This window comes from Candidatus Krumholzibacteriia bacterium, assembly GCA_035268685.1.
Taxonomy (GTDB): Bacteria; Krumholzibacteriota; Krumholzibacteriia; order JAJRXK01; family JAJRXK01; genus JAJRXK01.
Genome location: DATFKK010000098.1, coordinates 1 through 18,280, shown reverse-complemented (window position 1 = coordinate 18,280; position 18,280 = coordinate 1). Strand labels below are relative to the sequence as shown.

Annotated in this window: 13 protein-coding genes; 7 read left to right on the top strand and 6 right to left on the bottom strand. The window is 67.8% G+C overall.

Translation table 11 applies throughout. The features are described 5' to 3' along the window. Positions 1-3,533: translocation/assembly module TamB domain-containing protein (locus VKA86_09605; protein HKK71460.1), on the top strand; the 3,533-nt coding region annotated here is incomplete at its 5' end. A 236-nt stretch (positions 3,534-3,769) separates the two neighbouring features. Further along, positions 3,770-7,057, top strand: a complete 3,288-nt coding sequence (locus VKA86_09600) for a BamA/TamA family outer membrane protein (protein ID HKK71459.1) — start codon at positions 3,770-3,772, stop codon at positions 7,055-7,057. Here the strand turns inward: VKA86_09600 and VKA86_09595 are convergent. Next, the gene (locus VKA86_09595; protein HKK71458.1) at positions 7,054-7,914 is read right to left on the bottom strand and encodes an endonuclease/exonuclease/phosphatase family protein; all 861 of its coding nucleotides are present in this window, start codon (positions 7,912-7,914) and stop codon (positions 7,054-7,056) included. The two genes, VKA86_09600 and VKA86_09595, sit on opposite strands and share 4 nt — an antisense overlap. Before the next feature lie 272 nt (positions 7,915-8,186). Between VKA86_09595 and VKA86_09590 the strand changes: the two genes are divergently transcribed. Continuing rightward, the gene (locus VKA86_09590) at positions 8,187-8,936 is read left to right on the top strand and encodes a hypothetical protein (GenBank protein ID HKK71457.1); all 750 of its coding nucleotides are present in this window, start codon (positions 8,187-8,189) and stop codon (positions 8,934-8,936) included. Positions 8,937-8,949: 13 nt separating this feature from the next. Here the strand turns inward: VKA86_09590 and VKA86_09585 are convergent, their stop codons facing one another. The 4 genes from VKA86_09585 to VKA86_09570 form a co-directional block, all read right to left on the bottom strand. Further along, positions 8,950-9,642 carry a hypothetical protein gene (locus VKA86_09585; protein HKK71456.1) on the bottom strand — a complete coding sequence of 231 codons (693 nt, stop codon included), beginning with the start codon at positions 9,640-9,642 and terminating at the stop codon, positions 8,950-8,952. 313 nt (positions 9,643-9,955) lie between these two features. Next, positions 9,956-10,657 (bottom strand): TIGR02206 family membrane protein, encoded by a 702-nt coding sequence (locus VKA86_09580; GenBank protein HKK71455.1) that lies wholly within the window; start codon positions 10,655-10,657, stop codon positions 9,956-9,958. Positions 10,658-10,727: 70 nt separating this feature from the next. After that, on the bottom strand, positions 10,728-12,128 hold the full coding sequence (locus VKA86_09575; protein HKK71454.1) for an MBOAT family protein: 1,401 nt from the start codon (positions 12,126-12,128) through the stop codon (positions 10,728-10,730). Next, the gene (locus VKA86_09570; GenBank protein HKK71453.1) at positions 12,125-13,171 is read right to left on the bottom strand and encodes a hypothetical protein; all 1,047 of its coding nucleotides are present in this window, start codon (positions 13,169-13,171) and stop codon (positions 12,125-12,127) included. The genes VKA86_09575 and VKA86_09570 overlap by 4 nt, the downstream gene beginning before the upstream one ends. Positions 13,172-13,473: 302 nt before the next feature. Here VKA86_09570 and VKA86_09565 point away from each other — a divergent pair, with 302 nt between their 5' ends. Genes VKA86_09565 through VKA86_09555 form a run of 3 tightly spaced genes read left to right on the top strand, consistent with a single transcriptional unit; the run spans position 13,474 to position 16,406 of the window. Then, positions 13,474-13,932 (top strand): DUF3015 family protein, encoded by a 459-nt coding sequence (locus tag VKA86_09565; GenBank protein HKK71452.1) that lies wholly within the window; start codon positions 13,474-13,476, stop codon positions 13,930-13,932. Positions 13,933-13,942: 10 nt separating this feature from the next. After that, positions 13,943-15,865: a DUF4105 domain-containing protein gene (locus tag VKA86_09560; GenBank protein HKK71451.1), complete on the top strand. Its 1,923-nt coding sequence runs from the start codon at positions 13,943-13,945 to the stop codon at positions 15,863-15,865. A 7-nt stretch (positions 15,866-15,872) separates the two neighbouring features. Continuing rightward, positions 15,873-16,406, top strand: coding sequence for a hypothetical protein (locus VKA86_09555; GenBank protein ID HKK71450.1), 534 nt, complete (start codon positions 15,873-15,875; stop codon positions 16,404-16,406). Between the two features lie 13 nt (positions 16,407-16,419). Here the strand turns inward: VKA86_09555 and VKA86_09550 are convergent, their stop codons facing one another. Further along, positions 16,420-17,112 (bottom strand): class I SAM-dependent methyltransferase, encoded by a 693-nt coding sequence (locus VKA86_09550; protein HKK71449.1) that lies wholly within the window; start codon positions 17,110-17,112, stop codon positions 16,420-16,422. A 206-nt stretch (positions 17,113-17,318) separates the two neighbouring features. Between VKA86_09550 and VKA86_09545 the strand changes: the two genes are divergently transcribed. Further along, the gene (locus VKA86_09545; GenBank protein HKK71448.1) at positions 17,319-17,780 is read left to right on the top strand and encodes a DUF1232 domain-containing protein; all 462 of its coding nucleotides are present in this window, start codon (positions 17,319-17,321) and stop codon (positions 17,778-17,780) included. The last annotated feature ends 500 nt before the right edge of the window (positions 17,781-18,280 follow it).

Below are 18,280 nucleotides of genomic sequence, written 5' to 3'. Positions count from 1 at the left end.
AACCCCACGCCTGGACCACGATCGACGCGCTGCCCCGATTCGAGGTCGGCCGCCTGCGTCTGGATCACGTGGAACTCGAGGTGACCGCCGCCGACGGGAGCGTGCTCTCGCAGGTGCGCGACGTCCATGCCGACCTGTCGGTGGACTCGGACGGACAGGAGCTGTCGGGCATCGTGCGCTCGTTGCGCGGCCACTGGCCCACGCAGGGGGTCCGTGTGCACACCGCCCACGGCCGAGCCGGCTTCGACCCGCCGACGCTGACGTGCGAGGACTTCCACGTCGAGATGGACTCGACCCGCGCCACCGTCGACTTGTCGCTCGCCTTCGATCGCGCCGGGAAGGCCGAATTGGCGGTCGTGGGCACGGCCGAGGACTTCCTGCTGTCCGAACTCCTGCGTCTGATCGTGCAGGACCACACCGAGGTTCCGCGCCTGCGCCTGCAGGGCGAGGCCGACGTGCGCATGCGCGACGATCGCATGCGCATCGTCGGAAGCGGCGAGGGCTGGCTCGACGACGCGGCCGTCGCGGCCCGGCGCTTCGTCGGGGTGATCCAGGAAGGCCGCATCGACTTCGAGGAGGTCGACGGGCGGTACCGGTCGGTGAACGGCACGGCGCGGGGCGAACTGCTCACCGATCGCGACCCGCCGCGTCTGCACTTGACCGGCCGGGTGAGCGGCGTGGACCTGGCCGATCCGTGGACGGGGGAGGATCTGGGATGGCCCCGCAGCGACCTGGCCACCACGGCCGACTTCCGATTGGACATCGCCGACGAGGACACCGCCGTCGAGATCGATGCCGAGGACCTGCGTGGCGAGGTGGCGGGTCTGCCGGTGGCCGACGGCCGCGTGCAACTCCGCTATTCCGCGGACCAGGGCCTGGTGGTCGACGAGGCGGTGGTGACTTCACAGGGCGCTCGGCTCGAAGCGCGAGGAGAGGTCTCTCCCGACGAGGTGGTCGATCTCTTCGTCCAGGCCGAGGCCGAGTCCGTCGACGCCTGGGCGCGCGAGGTGGAGCTTCCGATCACGGCCCAGCGCTTCGTCGGGGCCGGCCGCCTGATCGGCCCGGTCGAGTCCTTGATGCTCGATATGGCCGGCACTGTCGACGCCGTGCAATGGGGTCGGGTGGAGGCCGAGCGCGGAAGGATCTGGGTTCAGATCCCCGCCGTCGAGGTGCCCGAACGCCTGTTCGCGGGCCTCGAGGCCCCGGTCCTTCGCGTCGCCGGAACCGAACTGGGTTCGCTCGTCGCCGAACTCGATCGCGACGGTGCGGTCAACACGATCCCGTCGTTGGAGCTCAGCGTTCCCGACAGCAGCCTGCGACTGACCGGTCGGGTCGTCGAGGAGACCGACGGCGAGACCTTCCGCGTCGAGGTCGACGCGCTGGAAGCCGATCTCGACGGCGAGATCTGGTCGTTGGCCGAGCCGGCGTCGGCCCGAGTGCGCGAGAACGGCTTCGAGACCGCGGGCGTCGAACTGACCAGCGCGACCGGTCGCTTCCGGCTCGAGGGGCGGGCCGAACGGGGAGGGGCGCTCGATCTGGGACTCCAGGTCCTCGACGGCGACCTGTCGATCCTCGACCGCGTGGGTCTGGTCGACGGGATCGGGGGCGACGTGCGGGGTGAACTCGGACTGTCGGGGACGACCGAGTTCCCGGGGATCGAAGCCCGCGTCGCCGTCGACAGCCTGCGCCTGGGGGAACGGACGATCGCCGCCGTCGAGCTGCGCGGCACCGCGAGCGGTCGCGCGGTGCAGATCGACGACCTGCGTGTGCGGTCTTCGGAAGGTGAGGTCGACGTGCAGGGGGCTGTCGATCTGCCCTTCGATCGATGGCTCGCCTGGCTCGAGGAGAATCCGGCCAGCGTGGCCACGCTGTGGAACGAGGCCGGGCTCGACGTGCGGGTCGAGGGCCGTGGGTTCGACCTGGGTCACTGGCTCGAACCCGGCACGGGAGGTGGCACCTACGGTCGCGCGGATCTCGAGCTGACCGTGGCCGGACCGACGGTCGAGCCCAGGATCGAGGGCATCGTGGAGGTCCTCGACTTCCCCGCCGATCCCTTCGTCCTGCCCTGGATGCAGGGCACGGTGAGGGTCGACTCGACGGGGACGCGGATCACCGGCGGTCGGGTCGACCTCGGCGGGCCCGATGCCACGGTGACCGCGCGTCTGCCGGTGTACGTCTCACTGACCGGTCCGAGCCGCTACGAGCCGGACGAAGGCCTCGAACTGGCACTGGACAGCGGCCCGAACCTCGACCTGTCGACGCTCGACGCGCTGTGGCCGCAGGTGCGTTCGATCTCCGGACGCGGGCGCCTGGTGCTGCGCGCCCGGGGACACCCCGATCGTCCGGAACTGACCGGGGACCTGGTGATCCGCAACGGGGCCTTCGCGCTCGAGGGCTGGTCGGAGGAGGTGCGTGAGGTCGAGGTCGACGGCGACCTGCAGGGGCGGCGTCTGCGCCTGGATCGGATCGAGGGCCGCGAGGGCCTGAACGGCAGGATCCGCGGCACGGGCGAGGTCCTGTTCGACGGGTTGCTGCCCGACGACATCACCCTGGATCTCGATGCCGAGCGGATCCTGATCGCGACCGTGCCCTTCCTGCGCGCGATCGGCACCAGCGACGATCTGAGGTTGACCATCGAACGTCCGACCCCGAACTCCCCTCGGGCGCCGAAGATCACCGGGGCCGTGGTCGTGGACAAGGCGATCTACACCGGTGAGTTCGCGGCGGGGACCGAGGGCGAGCCGGATCCGGCGCTGTTGCCCACCCGTGCGCCCGACTGGTTGGCCGACCTGCGCATCCGCGCCCAGGACCAGGTCCGGATCAGCAACCAGAGCGCGGAGTTGCGCGTGGCCGGCGACGTGTCGTTGATCCGGGACCTCGAGGGTCTGCGCCTGCGCGGCGAGGTGCAGATCCCGCAGGGACAGGTGCCCCTGTTCAACAACGACTTCACGATCACCGAGGGGACCCTGGACTTCTCCCGCCGGCCGGTCGAGCCCGAGGTCGACATCCGCGCCGAGACCGAGGTGCCGATCTCCGATCCCACGGGCCAGTTCGGCCGGGAGCTGGAGCGGATCACCGTGCACCTGACCGGGACCTTCGCGCGCCCGGACGTGCGGTTCGAGAGCGAGAGCGGACTCGACGAGACCTCCATCCTACGGCTCCTGGCCGGCTTCGGGTCGGCCGGGGGGTCGAACGGGGCGACCGGTCTGGGCGACGTCGGACTGCGCGCGGGACTGAACTTCCTGGAACGGGCCCTGGCCAACCGCATCCGGGGGGTCGACACGATCGATATCGAGACCGAGGAGGCGGGACTCGCGGACATGCAGAGCACCCGGATCGCCGTGGGCAAATACCTATCGCCGAGCCTTTACCTGCGGTTCAGCCAGGGCTTGTCGGTCACCGAGCGGGATCTCTTCGTCGAATACCAGATCACCCGGCGCACGCTGTTCACCAGCGAACTCAAGCGGCGCCTGCGCGAGAGCGGGGCCGAGAACGAGTTCAACGTCGATCTGAAGTTCCGGGTGAAGTACTGATCGTGTCCGGTGGCGGACCATCGGTCCGCGTCGCGGTGCCGATACCGCGTCTCGGAAACGTGAAAGGTTCGGGAGCGGTTTGACCCGCTTTTCACCGCTACCGTATCCTTGATACGGAACCGTGGTCTTCGCCCCGACCACGGACGCCGTCCGGGCGGGATCGGATCCGGACGACGGCTGAGTCCCGGCCCCTCGCGATTCGGCTGCCACGACACCCCCGACCAGGGATCGCGATCATGCTTCGTTCGCCTTCGTCGCTCACCCGTGTCCTGGGCGCCGCTCTGGTGGTGCTCGTGCTGGCGGCTCTGCTGCCCGGCGCGGCCGACGCGCAGTACTTCGGCCGCAACAAGGTCCAGTACGACAACTTCGACTGGCAGATCCTGAACACGCCGCACTTCGAGATCTTCTTCTATCCCGAGGCCGAGGAACTGGCGGCGCGTGCCGCCGTGATCGCCGAGGACGCCTACCAGCGACTGTCGGGCATCTTCGAACACGAGTTCCAGCAGCAGGTGCCGTTCATCCTGTATGCTTCGCCCAACGATTTCCAGCAGACCAACATCAGTGACGGCCTGATCGGCGAGGGCACCGGTGGCTTCAGCGAGCCGCTGCGCAATCGCATGGTGCTGCCGTACCCGGGCGACAACGCCGGCTTCGTGCACGTGATCAACCACGAGCTCGTGCACGTGTTCATGTTCGACCTCGTCTACAAGAGTCTGCACGCCGACACCGACGTTCGGCAGCGCTGGTTCCCGGTCGAGCTGTGGATGGCCGAGGGCATCGCCGAGTGGTTCAGCTCGGGTTGGGAAGCCAACGCCGACATGTGGATGCGCGACGCGACGATCTACGACTGGGTCGTTCCCCTGCACCAGATCCGCGGCGGCTACCAGGTCTACAAGCAGGGCCAGTCGGCCATGCGCTACATCGCCAACACCTACGGCGAGGAAAAGGTCGTCGAGCTCACGAAGACCCTGGCCCGCACGCGGAGTGTGGATCGGGCGCTGTTCCAGACCGTGGGCCTGAACACCGAGGAATTCTCCGGGGAGTGGGAGAAGTCGCTCAAGAAGGAGTACTGGACGGTCTACGCCGACAAGCAGGAGCCCGGCGACATCGGCAAGCGCCTGACCGACCACGTCGAGGACCGCACCTACTTCTACCAGCAGCCGAGCCTGTCGCCCGACGGCCGCTACATCGCCTTCTTCAGTGACGTCGACGGCCTGGTCGACCTGTACCTGATGGATGCGATCGAGGGCACGATCATCCGCAAGCTGGTGACCGGCCACCGGAGCAACCAGTTCCTGACGCTGCACAGTTTCGAGAGCAGCATCGGATTCTCGCCCGACAGTCAGCGCGTGGCCTTCGTGGCCAAGGCCGGCGAGGACGAACACCTGTACGTGGTCGACGTCGAGAGCGGTGACGTCGAACAACAGGTCCCGCTGCGCATGGACATCGCACGCAGCCCGGCGTGGTCGCCGGTGGCCGACCGCGTGGTCCTGAGCGGTACGCGTCGCGGACAGACCGATCTCTACGTGGTCGATCTCGAGACGGAGGACGTGATCCGGATCACCGACGACGTCGTCGACGAGCACTCACCGACCTGGTACCCCGACGGACGGCGCGTCCTCTACAGCGCATACCCCGAGGCCACCGCCGACGTCACCTTCACCCGCACGGCCGAGGGCCTCATGCGACTGGAGCCTTCGGTGGTGAAGGATCCCGAGCTGCGTCCGCGCGGCACCGGTTACGACCTGTTCTCGGTCGACGCGATCTCGCACGAGCGCGAGGTCGTCCTGTCGACCAGCGGCGACGACCAGGATCCCGCCGTGATCGGCGACGACACCATCGTGTTCGTGAGCGACCTGACCGGTGTCATGAACCTCTACGCCTACGACGTCCCGAGTGGGGTCCTGAAGCGCATGACCGACGTGCTGGGTGGGATCTTCCAGCCCAGCGTGAGTCCCCAGGCCGATCGGCTGGTCTTCACCGCCTTCGATCACGCGGGCTTCGACATCTTCCTGCGCGAGAACTTCAGCGAGATGATGGCGGAGAAGGACTATCCGCAGGCTCCGGAGCAGCAGTTCGCGCACATTCCGAGCCCGAAGCCCCGGCCCTCCGAGGAGCTCAGGGGCGAGGGCGTGCTCCCAGAGAGCGTACTGCCCGAGGACACCGTGGCGCGTGTCGCCGTGGCCGAGCGTCGGCAGGGCCGTTCCCATACGGTGACGGTTGATGAGGGCGACGAGGCACCGTCCCCAGTCGACGCGGCGTCGAGCCCCCCTGATTCCGTCGCGGGCGAAGAGAACGAGACGCCCGAGCGGACCGAGGCCGAGGGTGAGATGATCGATCTCACGGCGATCGACGAAGAGGACTCGATCCCTCCCGGCGAGCGGGAGGGTCGGACCATCGGCAGTGTCGAGCCCTACAGTCTGCGCTTCTCGCTCGATCCCGTCGGCCCGGCCGTCGGCGGTGCCTTCTACACCGAGGGCGTAGGCTTCGGCGTGGCGCAGATGCTCAGCGCCAGCGACCTGCTCGGCAACCACCGCATGCAGTTCCTCCTCAACTTCTACGGGTCGATCGAGAACAGCGATCTGGCGGCCAGCTACTACTACCTGAAGCAGCGGTGGAACCTGGGTTTCGGCGTCTTCCACTATCGGAACTTCATCAACAGCAACTTCACGAGCCTCGGCGAGGTCTTCGACCGCAACCGTCGCTTCAGCGAGCGGAATTACGGTGTGTTCGGTCTGGCGAGCTATCCGTTCTCGCAGTTCGAGCGTCTGGACATCGAGTTGCAGGCCTTCGTGAGCGAGAAGACCTTCTACGAGTTCGACCGCACCCTGGGCGTGTTCTTCCGTACCGACGAGAAGGAACGTGCGCGGCTGGTGCAGCCGTCGTTCAGTTACGTGCACGACAGCACGCTCTACGACAGGTCCGGCCCGGCCACCGGAAGCCGGTGGCTGGTCAGCTTCTCACCGGCGATTCCGCTCGGCGACGAAGACGTCGACCGCGTGACCACGTTCGTCGACTACCGCAAGTACATCCAGTTGTGGGAACGCAACACCTTCGCCATCCGCCTGCTCGGTGCTCTGAGCAACGGCGGCGATCCTCGCCGCTTCGTGGTGGGCGGGCCCTCCACGCTGCGTGGCTGGGGGATCTTCGACTTCGAGGACCTCGACGCCGCCGGGAATCCCGTCGAACCCACGCTGCTCGGACGCAAGATGGCCCTGATGAACCTCGAGTACCGCTTCCCCTTCGTCGACGCCTTGATCATCGGTTGGCCCGGCCGCTGGGGGATCGGCGGCGTGCAGGGCGCGGTGTTCTTCGACACCGGCGCTGCGTGGAACGACGAGATCCAGCTCACCCGTGGGGACGGTGGACTGCTGCGTCTCGACGACCTGAACGCCAACATCGGCTTCGGGATCCGAACGAACGTCGGATACATTCCGCTGAAGTTCGACTGGGCGTGGAAGACGGACCTGTACGAGGTCGACAGCGGCTCGCAGTTCCACTTCTCGATCGCGCCGCGGTTCTAGCCGGCGTCGGCTTGTGGCGGCCACCGCAGACGGACCCACACCGGGCGGTGGTCGCTGGCCTCCGTCGGGGTCTCGACGCCCCCGTCGATCGGCGCGAAGCCCCGGTGGAAGACGTGGTCGAGCTGGTCGTGCGGAGAGATCCAGCGTCGCCACGGCCTCTCGATGGTGCCTTCGGGTCCGGTCGGTGATTCACGGAAGCCGTAGCGGCGGAACAGGGCGCGGAGTTCGACCACGTCACTGCGCTCGAAGGTGTTGAAGTCACCGCCGACGACCATTGGCCCGTCGAAGTGCGCGGTCTCCTCGAGCACGTGACGCGCCTGCTCGAGCCGCTCGGCGGGGCCGAGCACGAAGGTCGAGGTGTGCAGGCTGACCACCCGCACCCGACGGCCCTGGACGTCGAGGTCGACCGCCGTGGCCAGACGCGGCGATCCGTACCAGCGGTCGCCGGGCAGGTCGATCCGCAGCGCGTCGAGCACCGGCCAGCGGCTGAGCACCGTGTTCCCGAACTCGATCCCACTGCGCTCCCGCAGTGACGCGACGTAGTGCACCGCGGCGAGACCGCCGAGACCGGTCGCCAGCCGCGGAACGTCCCCCTGCTCGATCTCCTGCAGGAGGTAGACGTCGGCCCCGGCCAGTTGGTCGGAGGCACCGATCTCCTCGAGCGCCGTGTCGATCCGCGCGGAGTGCTCCACGTTCCACGTCACGACGTGGAAGGAATCAGGAGCGGTGGCCGGCCGGTCGCGCGGGGTGGCCCGGACGATGCCGCCGGTGTCGACGGACCGTGGCAGGTCGAGCAGCGCGCAGCCGGCGAGGGTGAGGCCGAGCAGGAGCGCGAGGGCGAGGTGGCGGAGGGACATCGTGGCGGGACGGCGGTTCGGGTGGAGGGGCGGGAATCCGCGTGGGACTTCGTGGGACGGAATTCCGCGGCGGAACTGCGTGGGTCGGAATTCCGGGGTGGAACATCCCCAAGGTATCCACGTGGGGTGGTTCATGGCGAGGGGATGGCTGCGGCATCCTCGGCGTCGTGTCGACTTGACCAGCACGAGAGAGGAGCCGACACTTCGTCGTCTCGCGTTCTGGTCTGCGGTCAGGAGGGCGGATCCGGGTGTTGCCATCGAGGTCATCGCGCGTGCTGAGGCCGCTGGCCGCACTGTTGGTGTCGGTCATCGGTGTCGGTCCGGTCCGGGCGGACGGGGGACCGCCGCCCGCGGTCCACGTCGAACTCCGCGGCGGGGTGGGTCGCTACGCCATGGACGGAGTCGACGCCCTGATCGCCGAGAGCGAGTCGCTCGTACCGCGGCGATCGGCCCTGGACGTCGACCGCTTCGGGAACGACACCTATCGCGCGGAATTCGACGGTCCGATCGATCGGGGCGCGGCCTTCGGGGTGCACGTCGGTGTCGAGTGGTCGACCGGGTGGCGGGCCGGTGGTGGCTTCGAGGTGCTGTCGGGAGAATCCCGGACGGGGGCCGTCGGTGCCTCGGGATCGGGGAGCTTCGTCGCCGACGTGACCACCTGGAGCGTGTTCGGGAGCGTCGGGCGGGCTCTGCCGTGGACCCCTGGCGGCTTCGTGTTCGCCCCGCGTGTCGAGGTCGGCGTGCTGGTGCCCCGGGGATCCCTGGAGCTTCGCATCGACGGATCGACACGCGAGCGCTCGTTCGACGACCTGGGTCTGACGGCCTCGCTCCTGCTCCGCATCGAACGCAGGATCACGGAACGGGCTGCGCCCTTCGTCGAGGTCGGTCATCGCCGCGTGCCCGTCGATGGCCTCGCCGCGACCGCCGAAGAGATCCTCGCCGACCTCGAGAGTGCCGAACTCCAACCCGATCTCTCGGGTGCTCTGTTCCGCGCGGGCCTGCGGTTCGGCCTCGGTTCCTGAGCCTCGGTTCCGGCTACTCCGAAGCCTCGGACTCGCCGGACTCGTCGCTCTCCTCGCTCTCCTCGCCGCCGATCCGCTGGATCGCCACGTCGTCGAACCACACCCGGCCGCCGCGGTTCTCCGGCGAGGCCAGTCCCGCGAGCACCACCATGCGCCCGGTCTTCTGCGGAACCTCGAGCGTGGTCTCGATGCGGATCCAGTCGGTGGTGCCGATGACCTCGTCGCCCTGCTGGTTCGAAGCCACGCGCAGGACCTCGGACATCTGGTAGTTCCAGCACTGCACGACGAAGAAGGCGGTCTCCTTCAGGTTCTCGCCCTTCACCCACGCGCTCACCAGGTAGCGGGCGCCGGGCTCGAAGCCGGTCACGTGCTGGTTCCAGTTGTGGTTGACCTCGACGTTCGGGTGGGCGTCGTCGATCGCGATCGAGACCGAGCGCTCCCCGGAGTGGGCGACTTCGTCGTCCCAGGAGAAGGTCACGTGTCGCTGGGCGATGCCGGCCCGGGTCCGGCGCCAGGTGGAGGGTTCCTCGGCCGTGGCGCCGCCCTGCTCGAAGCCACCGTTGCCGATGAGGTTGGGTCCGAGGACCAGGGAGTCCTGGGCGGCCTCCGTCTCGGTCTGCGGCTCGGTCTCGGCGGTCGCGGAGACGGGGGTCATCGCCAGGGTGAGGACGAGGGTCGACGCAACGAGGACGAACGAGCGGTGCATGGGGGAACCGTCCTGGATCGGGGTCGAGGGCCGGTCGCCGCGCCGAAGTGGGCGGGCGCCGGCAGACGCCGAGCGTCCGTCAGGCGTCCGTCAGGCGTCCGGCGGAAAGCTAGCACGCAGTGCGCGGGTCGGGGAGGGGGGAGGCGACTCTCGATGCAGCCCTGGGGCCCTGGATCACAGGTTTCCGGGCGCGGCCGTGCTGCCGTGGCCGTGGCAGGGGAGGGAACGAGCGCGGGCTGAAGGGAACGAGCGCGGGCTGTAGGGAATGAACGCGGCCTGCAGGGAATGAACGCGGTTCACGGGGAACGGAGCGTCAGCGGCGCTGGCCCCGTGGCCACCGGTCGGCGACCACGAAGGGCAGGGTCCACACCACCATCGACGCCAGCGCGACGCCGGCCAGGCCGAACAGGTACCACGGCCAGGGGCCGAGCCAGTCGAGGATCGAGGGTTGCCCGGGTTTGGCCATCAGGTAGAGGAAGTTGGTGTCGAGGGCGAGGTTCAGCAGGAACATCACGGCGGCGTAGGCAGCGGTGACGCCCATCGCCCGCGGGATCGACCGCAATCGCGGACGCAGGCCGAAGACGAAGGTCGCGTACGCGATGGCGACGATCACCGTGCCGTGTCCGGCGAAGAACGATAGGAAGGCCGGGTGCGGGAAGTCGAAGTAGACGTCGGGCGTGACCAGTGCCTGGAGGGTCCCGCCCGTCGCCCAGAAGTAGGCGACCTCGTGGGCGTGCTGGTTGCGCGTGAACAGGACGAACGCGGTGAGATAGATGGTCACCGTGCACAGGTGGAAGGGCAGCAGCGACATCGCCGAGGTCCAGCCGGCCTCGACGCGGAGCCAGGTCTCGACCGCCTGCTGGGCGACGAGGATGCTGCCGAGAGTGATGGCGACGGGACGCGAGTGGTCGAACCGGCGCACGAGCAGTGGCAGCGCGACGGTGACCGCGGCGATCACGGCCAGGGTCCAGAGGTGCGAGGGGCCGTGGGGCTGGAAGGGTTCGGCGGGAGGCATGGTTGCCAGTAGCCTACCAGGGGGATTGCCAGCGGGGAACCGGGTTCGCGCCTCTCCCGACCTCCCGTGGTCAGAACTGGAAGTAGATGAAGGGGTTCACCCCGAACGGTGCGAAGTAGAGTACCAGGAACGCTCCGGCGACCGCCACGGCTGCCCATTCCGGGCGCCGCAGGTCGAGCTCGAGGTCACGGTCGTCGCGCAGGACCACCGCGACGTGGATCAGCGCACCGATCGCGATCACCGTCAACGCCTCGACCCGGTACCATTCGATCCCGGGACCTCCGGCGAGTTGCCCGAGGTAGGTCCAGGCCGCCGAGAAGTCGGGTGCGCGGAAGAATACCCAGGTGATCAGGACGAACACGAAGGTCGTCACCCATGACAGGGGCCACAGACCGCGGGCCAATTGCGGCGGCACATGCGGGGTGACGAACCGCATCCAGAGCTTGTGAAGCGCGAGTGCGCCACCGTGGAGTCCACCCCAGACGACGAAGGTCCAGTTCGCACCGTGCCACAGGCCACCGAGGAGCATCGTGATCGACAGGTTCACGTAGGTGCGCAGCTCGCCACGGCGGTTGCCCCCGAGCGAGATGTACAGGTAGTCACGGAGCCACCCCGACAGCGAGATGTGCCAGCGCCTCCAGAACTCCGTGATGCTCGTGCTGCGGTAGGGATGGGCGAAGTTCCTGGGCAGTTCGAAGCCGAGCATGCGTCCCACGCCGATGGCCATCTGCGAGTAGCCCGAGAAGTCGTAGTAGATCTGCCCCGCGTACGCGATCAGGGCCAGCCAACAGGTCATCGCCGACCAGCGCGAGGGGTCTGCGAACACCGGGTCGACGTACAGGGCCAGGGTGTCGGCGAACAAGACCTTCTTCACGAAGCCAAGGAAGAAGATGCCCGCTCCCTCGACGACGTTCGACCACCGCGCGGGGTGCTCGCGGTCCAACTGAGGGAGGAAATCAGAACCCCGAACGATCGGGCCGGCCACCAATTGTGGGAAGAACGAGACGAAGAGAGCGAAGTCCCGGAAACTCGACGCCGCGGCCAGACGACCACGGTAGACGTCGATCGTGTAGCTCATGGTCTGGAAGGTGAAGAACGAGATCCCGACCGGCAGGATCACCTGGAGCGACCCGAATTCGACTCCCGCCGCCTCGAATGGAGGGCGGAGGCTGTCGAGGAAGAAGTTGGCGTACTTGAAGAAAGCGAGGACGCCGAGATTGGCGAGGAGGCTGGTTCCGAGAAGGAGGCGTCGCCGGTTCGGTTCTCGGGAGCGTCCGAGCGCCCGGCCGACGAGGTAGTCGACCACTGTCGAGCCGAGGATCAGCAGGCAGAAACGCCAGTCCCACCAACCGTAGAAGACGTAAGAGGCGAACAGCAGCAGATCCCGCCTCCGGCCTTCACGCGGGAGCATGGCGAGCGCCGAGAGGACCAGCGCCAGGAAGACGAAGAACTCGATCGACGAGAAGATCAACGCTTCATCGCTTCCGAAGAGGGCTGTTCGGTGCTGGTCAGGATTCCGGCGAGCTCGTCGGCAAGGGCGTCGCCGACCACGCGATGGCCCAGGGAATTGAGGTGGCCCTCTCCGATGACGGAGTTGTGGAATCCGTGCAAGGGACGTCCGGTCCGCTCGAACGCGGCCTGGATGCGATCCGTGGGATCGACGAAGACTGCTCCCGAGCGGCGGGCGAACTCCTGGAACGCGGCGCGCGCTTCGGGCCACTCCAGAACGTGCCCGGCGCGATCGTAGGTCGGGCGGGGGACGTACAGGTAGACGATCGTGTCGTGATGCTCTCGTGCCATGTGATCGAGGGCCGTCAGTACGTCGACGGCGTCCTCGGGGACTTTGCGACTGGAAGCGCCGACGGTGGCCGCTCGGGCGTCGGAGCCCCCGAGGCGCGAGGCCAGACGGGACCGCTCCTGTTCGGCGAGCAAGCGGATCCTCTGGCGTGTGAAGTCGTAGAGAGCCGACCTGGCGGACAGCCAGCGACTCCACTGCTGCAGCCGACTCGGTCGGACCGGGAAGCCCTTCATCACGAGTTCCCAGCCGTCGTCACCCTCGCGCTCCACCGAGACCCGATCGGGCCGGTGCAGTTCGAACAGGTCGCCTTCGCTCAGTTGGATCACGACGGCGTCGTACCGCGAGACGTCGTGTGATCGGATCCAGGCAGTGTAGTACGGCGGGTACCAGCCCGGCGCCGCGTGGTTGACCACTTCGACACCCTCGAGTGCCTCTTCGACCCGCTCGGAGAATCTCTCGCCGTGAGCAACCTGCTGACCCACCGAGAAGGAGTCACCCAGCAGCAGGACCCTCCGGTCGACCGGAGTGGACAACGAACGATCGAAGCGTCCCGCGGAATCGATGCGGTGGCGTGCGAAGCCTTCTCGGCTCTCGATCACCAGACTGTGGGGACGCGGACCCGGTCCGAAGTCGGGGTCCAGGGATCGCTCCGGCGGGGCGTGGACGAAATTGCGGACGACCAGCTCTCCCACCAGCGCGAGGCCGACGAGGACCACCGAGAAGCGTGTGGTCCAGCACACAACGGTGCGAGAACGTGGGTGGGGAGCCATCGGGAGGAGTCGGGAGCTGTCCGGTCGGGTGGTGGAACGCGGTGGAGGAGTCGGACGGATGCCGGTCGCGGATCAATCAAGTGTACCACATCCGCCCGTACACTCTCGCCAGAATCCCCTTGCACCCTTCCTCGTCTTCTCGAAGAATCCCGCTCAGACTCCGCACGACTGCCGTGGCTACCCAGTCCGACCTGCCCCTGCTCGGGTGGCCGATGCCGGAGTCCAGCCTCCATCGAAAGCGGGTACGCATGAAGCGATTCGCCGTTGTCACCGCGACCGTGTGTCTCCTCTTCGCCGGCACCGCCGCGGCGAACCAGAGCAACACCGGTTGCGGAATCGGAACCATGATCTTCGAGGGCAAGGACGGGTTGCTGTCGCAGGTCGCCGCCGTGACCACCAACGGAATCTTCGGCAATCAGACCTTCGGCATCACCTCGGGCACGCTGGAGTGCGAGCAGGCGACGATGATCGTCGCCTCGGCGCAGGTCGAGCGCTTCGTCGGCGAGAACATGGATCAGCTGGCCATGGACATCTCGCGAGGGCAGGGCGAGTACGTGCGCACTCTCGCGGTGCTGCTCGACGTCCCGGCTGAAGAGCGGACGGCCTTCTTCGTCAAGCTCCAGGCGAACTTCACGAGCATCTATCCGACCGACGACGTCACGCACGTCGACGTGATCCAGAACCTCGAGACGGTGCTGAAGGGTTAGGAGCCCGCCGGTGTTCTTGGTTCGACGCAGCGCGCCGGCGGTGGTGATCGTCGGCGCGCTCTTCTCTCTGCTGTTGGGCTCAACTCCGGCGCGGGCGGTGTCGGTCGGCGGTGCGCGCTCGTCATACGCCGAAGAACTCGTCGCAAGCGCTCTCGAAGGCCGGCTGTACGAGCGCGCGGAGTGGCATACGCTGCTGCACTACGACGACGGCTGGTTCGGCACGGAGAGCCTGGTCGACGATCCCAGCTTCTTCGCCGCCCCGAACGGCAAGAGCGACCCCGCCGCCGAGCTCGAGGCCACCGTCCGGTCGTTCTTCGCCGCACCTCCGGACTCGGGCAAGCATCCCGTCTGTCGTTTCGCGGCGCGTTTCGAATGGCTGGTCGAGGAACTGGGGGTGGATCGAACGTGGTTGCCCGTGCCGCGGTGCGAGCCGGTGGAGGAGATCATCGATCGCATGCGACCGGTGAAGGTGCTGTTGTCGTTCCCGACGGCGTACATGAACAGTCCGGCGTCGATGTACGGACACACGCTGCTGACGATCGTGACCGAGCACGACAGCGAGTTGTTGTCGTACGCCGTGAACTACGCGGGGGAGACGGACACGTCCTTCGGCCCACTCTATGCGCTGAAAGGGGTCTTCGGGTTCTATCGAGGCTACTACTCGATCCTTCCGTACTACGCGAAACTGCAGGAATACAGCGACGTCAACGACCGCGACATCTGGGAGTACGAGCTGTCGCTGACGCGCGCGGAGATCCGGCGCCTGATCCTGCACGTGTACGAACTCGAGGACGTGTACTCGGACTACTATTTCTTCGACGAGAACTGTTCGTTCAATCTCCTGTACCTGCTCGACGCGGCGCGGCCGGGCCTGGACCTGACGCACGATCGGGGCTTGTGGGTGCTGCCGCTCGACACGATCCGGGCGGCGGACGAAGCGGGGTTGGTATCCGACGTGCGGTACCGTCCGTCGAAGTCGACGGAGATCGCCCACCTCGCGTCGCTGATGAGCGACACCGAGCAGGAGCGCGCGGTGGCGTTGGCGCGAGGACAGGTCGAGCCGGCCGGTGCGGTGGTGGCCGCGGTGGATCCGGCGCGCGAGGCGCGGGTGTACGATCTGGCCTCGGAGTACCTGCAGTACCTGTACATCGACGGGGCGGTGTCGCAGGAGAACTACGTGCCTCGGTTCCGTCGGATCCTCGGAGCGCGGAGCCGGTTGGGGAACCCGGAAGGGGAGCGTTCGATCCCGCGGCCGCCGCGGCCGGACCTGGGGCACCGGTCGAGCCGCGTGGGCGTCGGCGGTGGCGTGCTCGACACCCGTGGCTTCGCCAGAACCACCTATCGCGCCGTGCACCACGATCTGATCGACAACCGCGGGGGCTATCTCGAGGGCGCCGAGATCGTCTTCGGGGAGCTGGACCTGCGGTACTATCCCGAGGATGAGGACCTGCAGATCGAGGCGATCGACCTGATCGACATCGTGTCGCTGTCGCCGCGGGGCCGCTTCTTCGGGCCGACGTCGTGGAAGGTCCGCACCGGGTGGTCCCGGCGGGGGCTCGGCGACGGCCGGCGGCCGCTGGTGTACGACTTCGAGTACGGGATCGGCAGGACCTACCGCGGCGGGCCGCTCGGGCTGTGGTACGGTCTGGCCGACGTAACGGCCCAGCTCGGAGGGTCGCTGCGGCGGAACCACGCGGCGGGCGTGGGGGTCTCGGCCGGCTGGCTCACGCATCTCGGGCGACGTCTCCAGTTCCACGGTTTCGGACGGGCCGTGCGCTTCGGGCTCGGCGAATACGGAACCGTGATCCGTGCGGGCGTGGGCCAGAATCTGGAACTGTCCCCGAATCTCGGACTGCGGGCCGAGGTGCGGCGGTCCTGGGTCGACGACACGGACTGGTGGGACTGGACGCTCCGCCTGCACGTCTACCACTAGGAGATCGATGCGCTTCTCGATGCTCGTCGCGATCGCTCTGGTCGCCGGCTGCGGAGGTTCGGCGCCCGAGGTGCCGGTGCGTACGGCGGAACCCGGAGTGGTTCGGGCCGACGAGATCCCTGGCGAGATCGCGGAACTGCTCACGGCCAGTACTACGGACTCGTGCGGTGTGTGCGTCCGCGAGAAGCGCGCCGAGGTCCTCGAGATCGCGAGGCGGTGGTTCCCGCCGGGGACGCGGGTGGTTCCGGTGGACGCCCGACCGCTGCGAGTGGTCGACGGCGGTGAGATGGAACTGGCCTTCGACACGGGTGACGTCGTGCCGCTGAGCTTCCGTGTGCACACCGCCGACGAGCACCTGATCGGGATCGCCGCGGAGGACTTCACCGAGCCTGCGCTCGCGGAGCGTGTGTTGGGTGGTTCCGTCCAGGACGTGGCCCTGGAGGTGGTCCCGTTCGCGTACGGGGACGGCCCGGGCTTCCTGTTCGACACGGTGACGAACCGGCTGCAGATCCAGTGCCGAGCCGTGCGGCGCGGACGCTGAGGCGATCGCCGGTTCAGTCGGCGTCACGTTCGGCGATCACGACGGTCCACAGCAGGTGACGCCACACGCAATCGACCGAATCGAAGCCGGAGTCCTCGAGCCACTGCAACTGGGCGCGGAGCGGCGCGTGGTGGTCGTGATCGCGCTGGTGCTGCATCCAGGCGGCCCATTCCTCCGTGGTCACGCCGAGGGCTTCGGCTTCGCGCTCCCATGTTGCCATGTGCTTCGCGTAGGTGGCCGCGGTGTCGCCCGCGAACTGGTCGGAGTAGCAGAACGCACCGCCCGGGCGCAGCCACCGATGGACTTCGGCGAACAGGTCCTGCTTCGCCTCGTCGCCGAGGTGGTGCAGCGCGATGGTGGAGACGACGAGGTCGAAGGATCGCTCTTCGAAATCGAGGTCACGGAAGTCGCTTCGGGTGGTTCGCAGCCGATCGCTCCGGACACGATCGCTCGTGCGCTCGAGCATCTCGGCCGAGAAGTCCACTGCGTGGACCTCGGCTCCCTCGAACCGCGCGACGAGTTGCTCGGTCAGATTGCCGCCACCGCACCCGAGTTCCAGGATCCGTGTCGGGCGGATGTGGTCGGGGACGTAGTGCAGCAGCGTGTCGAGCATCTCCGCGTAGCGGGGAACGCAGCGGAGGATGGCGTCGTCGTAACGGCGCGCCAGTTGATCGTAGAAGCGTTCGGAGGTTTCGCGGTCGGGCATGGGAGCTCCCGGACGTTGGTCGGTGCAAAGCTAGGCGGCGGCGATGGGGCGGTCAATGCCGTTGCGCTGGCTCCCCCGGGCGCGAGGATCTCCGGTCGATGCTATCCTGAAGCCTGGGTTCTCGTTCGCGGCGCGGCGGCCGGGAACGTGACCGGCTCACGCTCTCCGCTGCACGCGGATCGGCGACGTGCGAAAGGACGGACACCGTGACCACCACCGGTGGAACGCCTCGGCAGGAAGACTTCTACCAGCGCTTGCGCCAGCGCATCCGCAAGTGGGTGGAACGCGAGGGCCGCAACCACGAGCACGCCGAGGTCCTGCTGTACGCACCCGACCTCTTCCACGTGCTCGTGCGCCTCACCCTCGACGACCGGGTGCCGAGCAAGGAGAAGACCAAGCTCGGGATCGCCGTCGCGTACTTCATCGCACCCATCGACCTCATGCCCGAGGCCCTGCTCGGCCCCGTCGGCTACCTCGACGACATCGCCCTCGCGGCCTACGCGCTGAACTCCGTGCTGAACGCCGGCTACGGCGAGATCGCCCAGGAACACTGGGCCGGCGACGAGGACCTGCTGCACGTCACTCAGCGCCTGGTCGCGATCGCCGACGACATGCTGCCCAAGAACATGGTCCGCAAGCTGGTGCGGAAGATCGGGGGCGGGGGGTAGGCGGTTGGGGTTGCTGGGTTCGGGTTCGATGGGTCGGGGCTCGGTGGGCTGGGGCTCGGTGGGCTGGGGATGTTCCACGTCGGAACGGTAGGGTCCGAACGAGCGTCGGCGCGATCGCGGGACGTGGGCATGTTCCGCGTCGGTGTGCCGGCGGCACCCGCGCGTGGGGATCTTCCGCGCGGGAAGGGCGGGTGTCCGCGAGAAGTGATCCCGGGTCGTTCCGTGGGGATGTTCCGCGTGGGAACGATGGAGCGTGCGCGGCGTCGTCCGCCCGGTCGCGGCGGAGCGCGATTCCGCAATAAGCATCCACAGGTTTGTTCGCGACAGGCTTGACAGGGTTTTCATGGCCGGGATTTCGGTGTTGGGCGGTCGTGTGTAGAACCGGCTTCTGGAGCGCTGATTCGCCGCGTCGTGGTTGTTGGTCGTCGTGGGGGAGTGATCCGCCGTCTCGATGTCGTTCCGTGTATCCTGGCGCGACTCAGAGCGTCGCGAATCAGGGT

Coding starts and splice junctions, on each gene's coding strand:
- VKA86_09600 (HKK71459.1), top strand. CDS start 3,770: ATGCTTCGTTCGCCTTCGTCGCTCACCCGTGTCCTGGGCGCCGCTCTG.
- VKA86_09595 (HKK71458.1), bottom strand. CDS start 7,914: ATGTCCCTCCGCCACCTCGCCCTCGCGCTCCTGCTCGGCCTCACCCTC.
- VKA86_09585 (HKK71456.1), bottom strand. CDS start 9,642: ATGCACCGCTCGTTCGTCCTCGTTGCGTCGACCCTCGTCCTCACCCTG.
- VKA86_09580 (HKK71455.1), bottom strand. CDS start 10,657: ATGCCTCCCGCCGAACCCTTCCAGCCCCACGGCCCCTCGCACCTCTGG.
- VKA86_09565 (HKK71452.1), top strand. CDS start 13,474: ATGAAGCGATTCGCCGTTGTCACCGCGACCGTGTGTCTCCTCTTCGCC.
- VKA86_09555 (HKK71450.1), top strand. CDS start 15,873: ATGCGCTTCTCGATGCTCGTCGCGATCGCTCTGGTCGCCGGCTGCGGA.
- VKA86_09550 (HKK71449.1), bottom strand. CDS start 17,112: ATGCCCGACCGCGAAACCTCCGAACGCTTCTACGATCAACTGGCGCGC.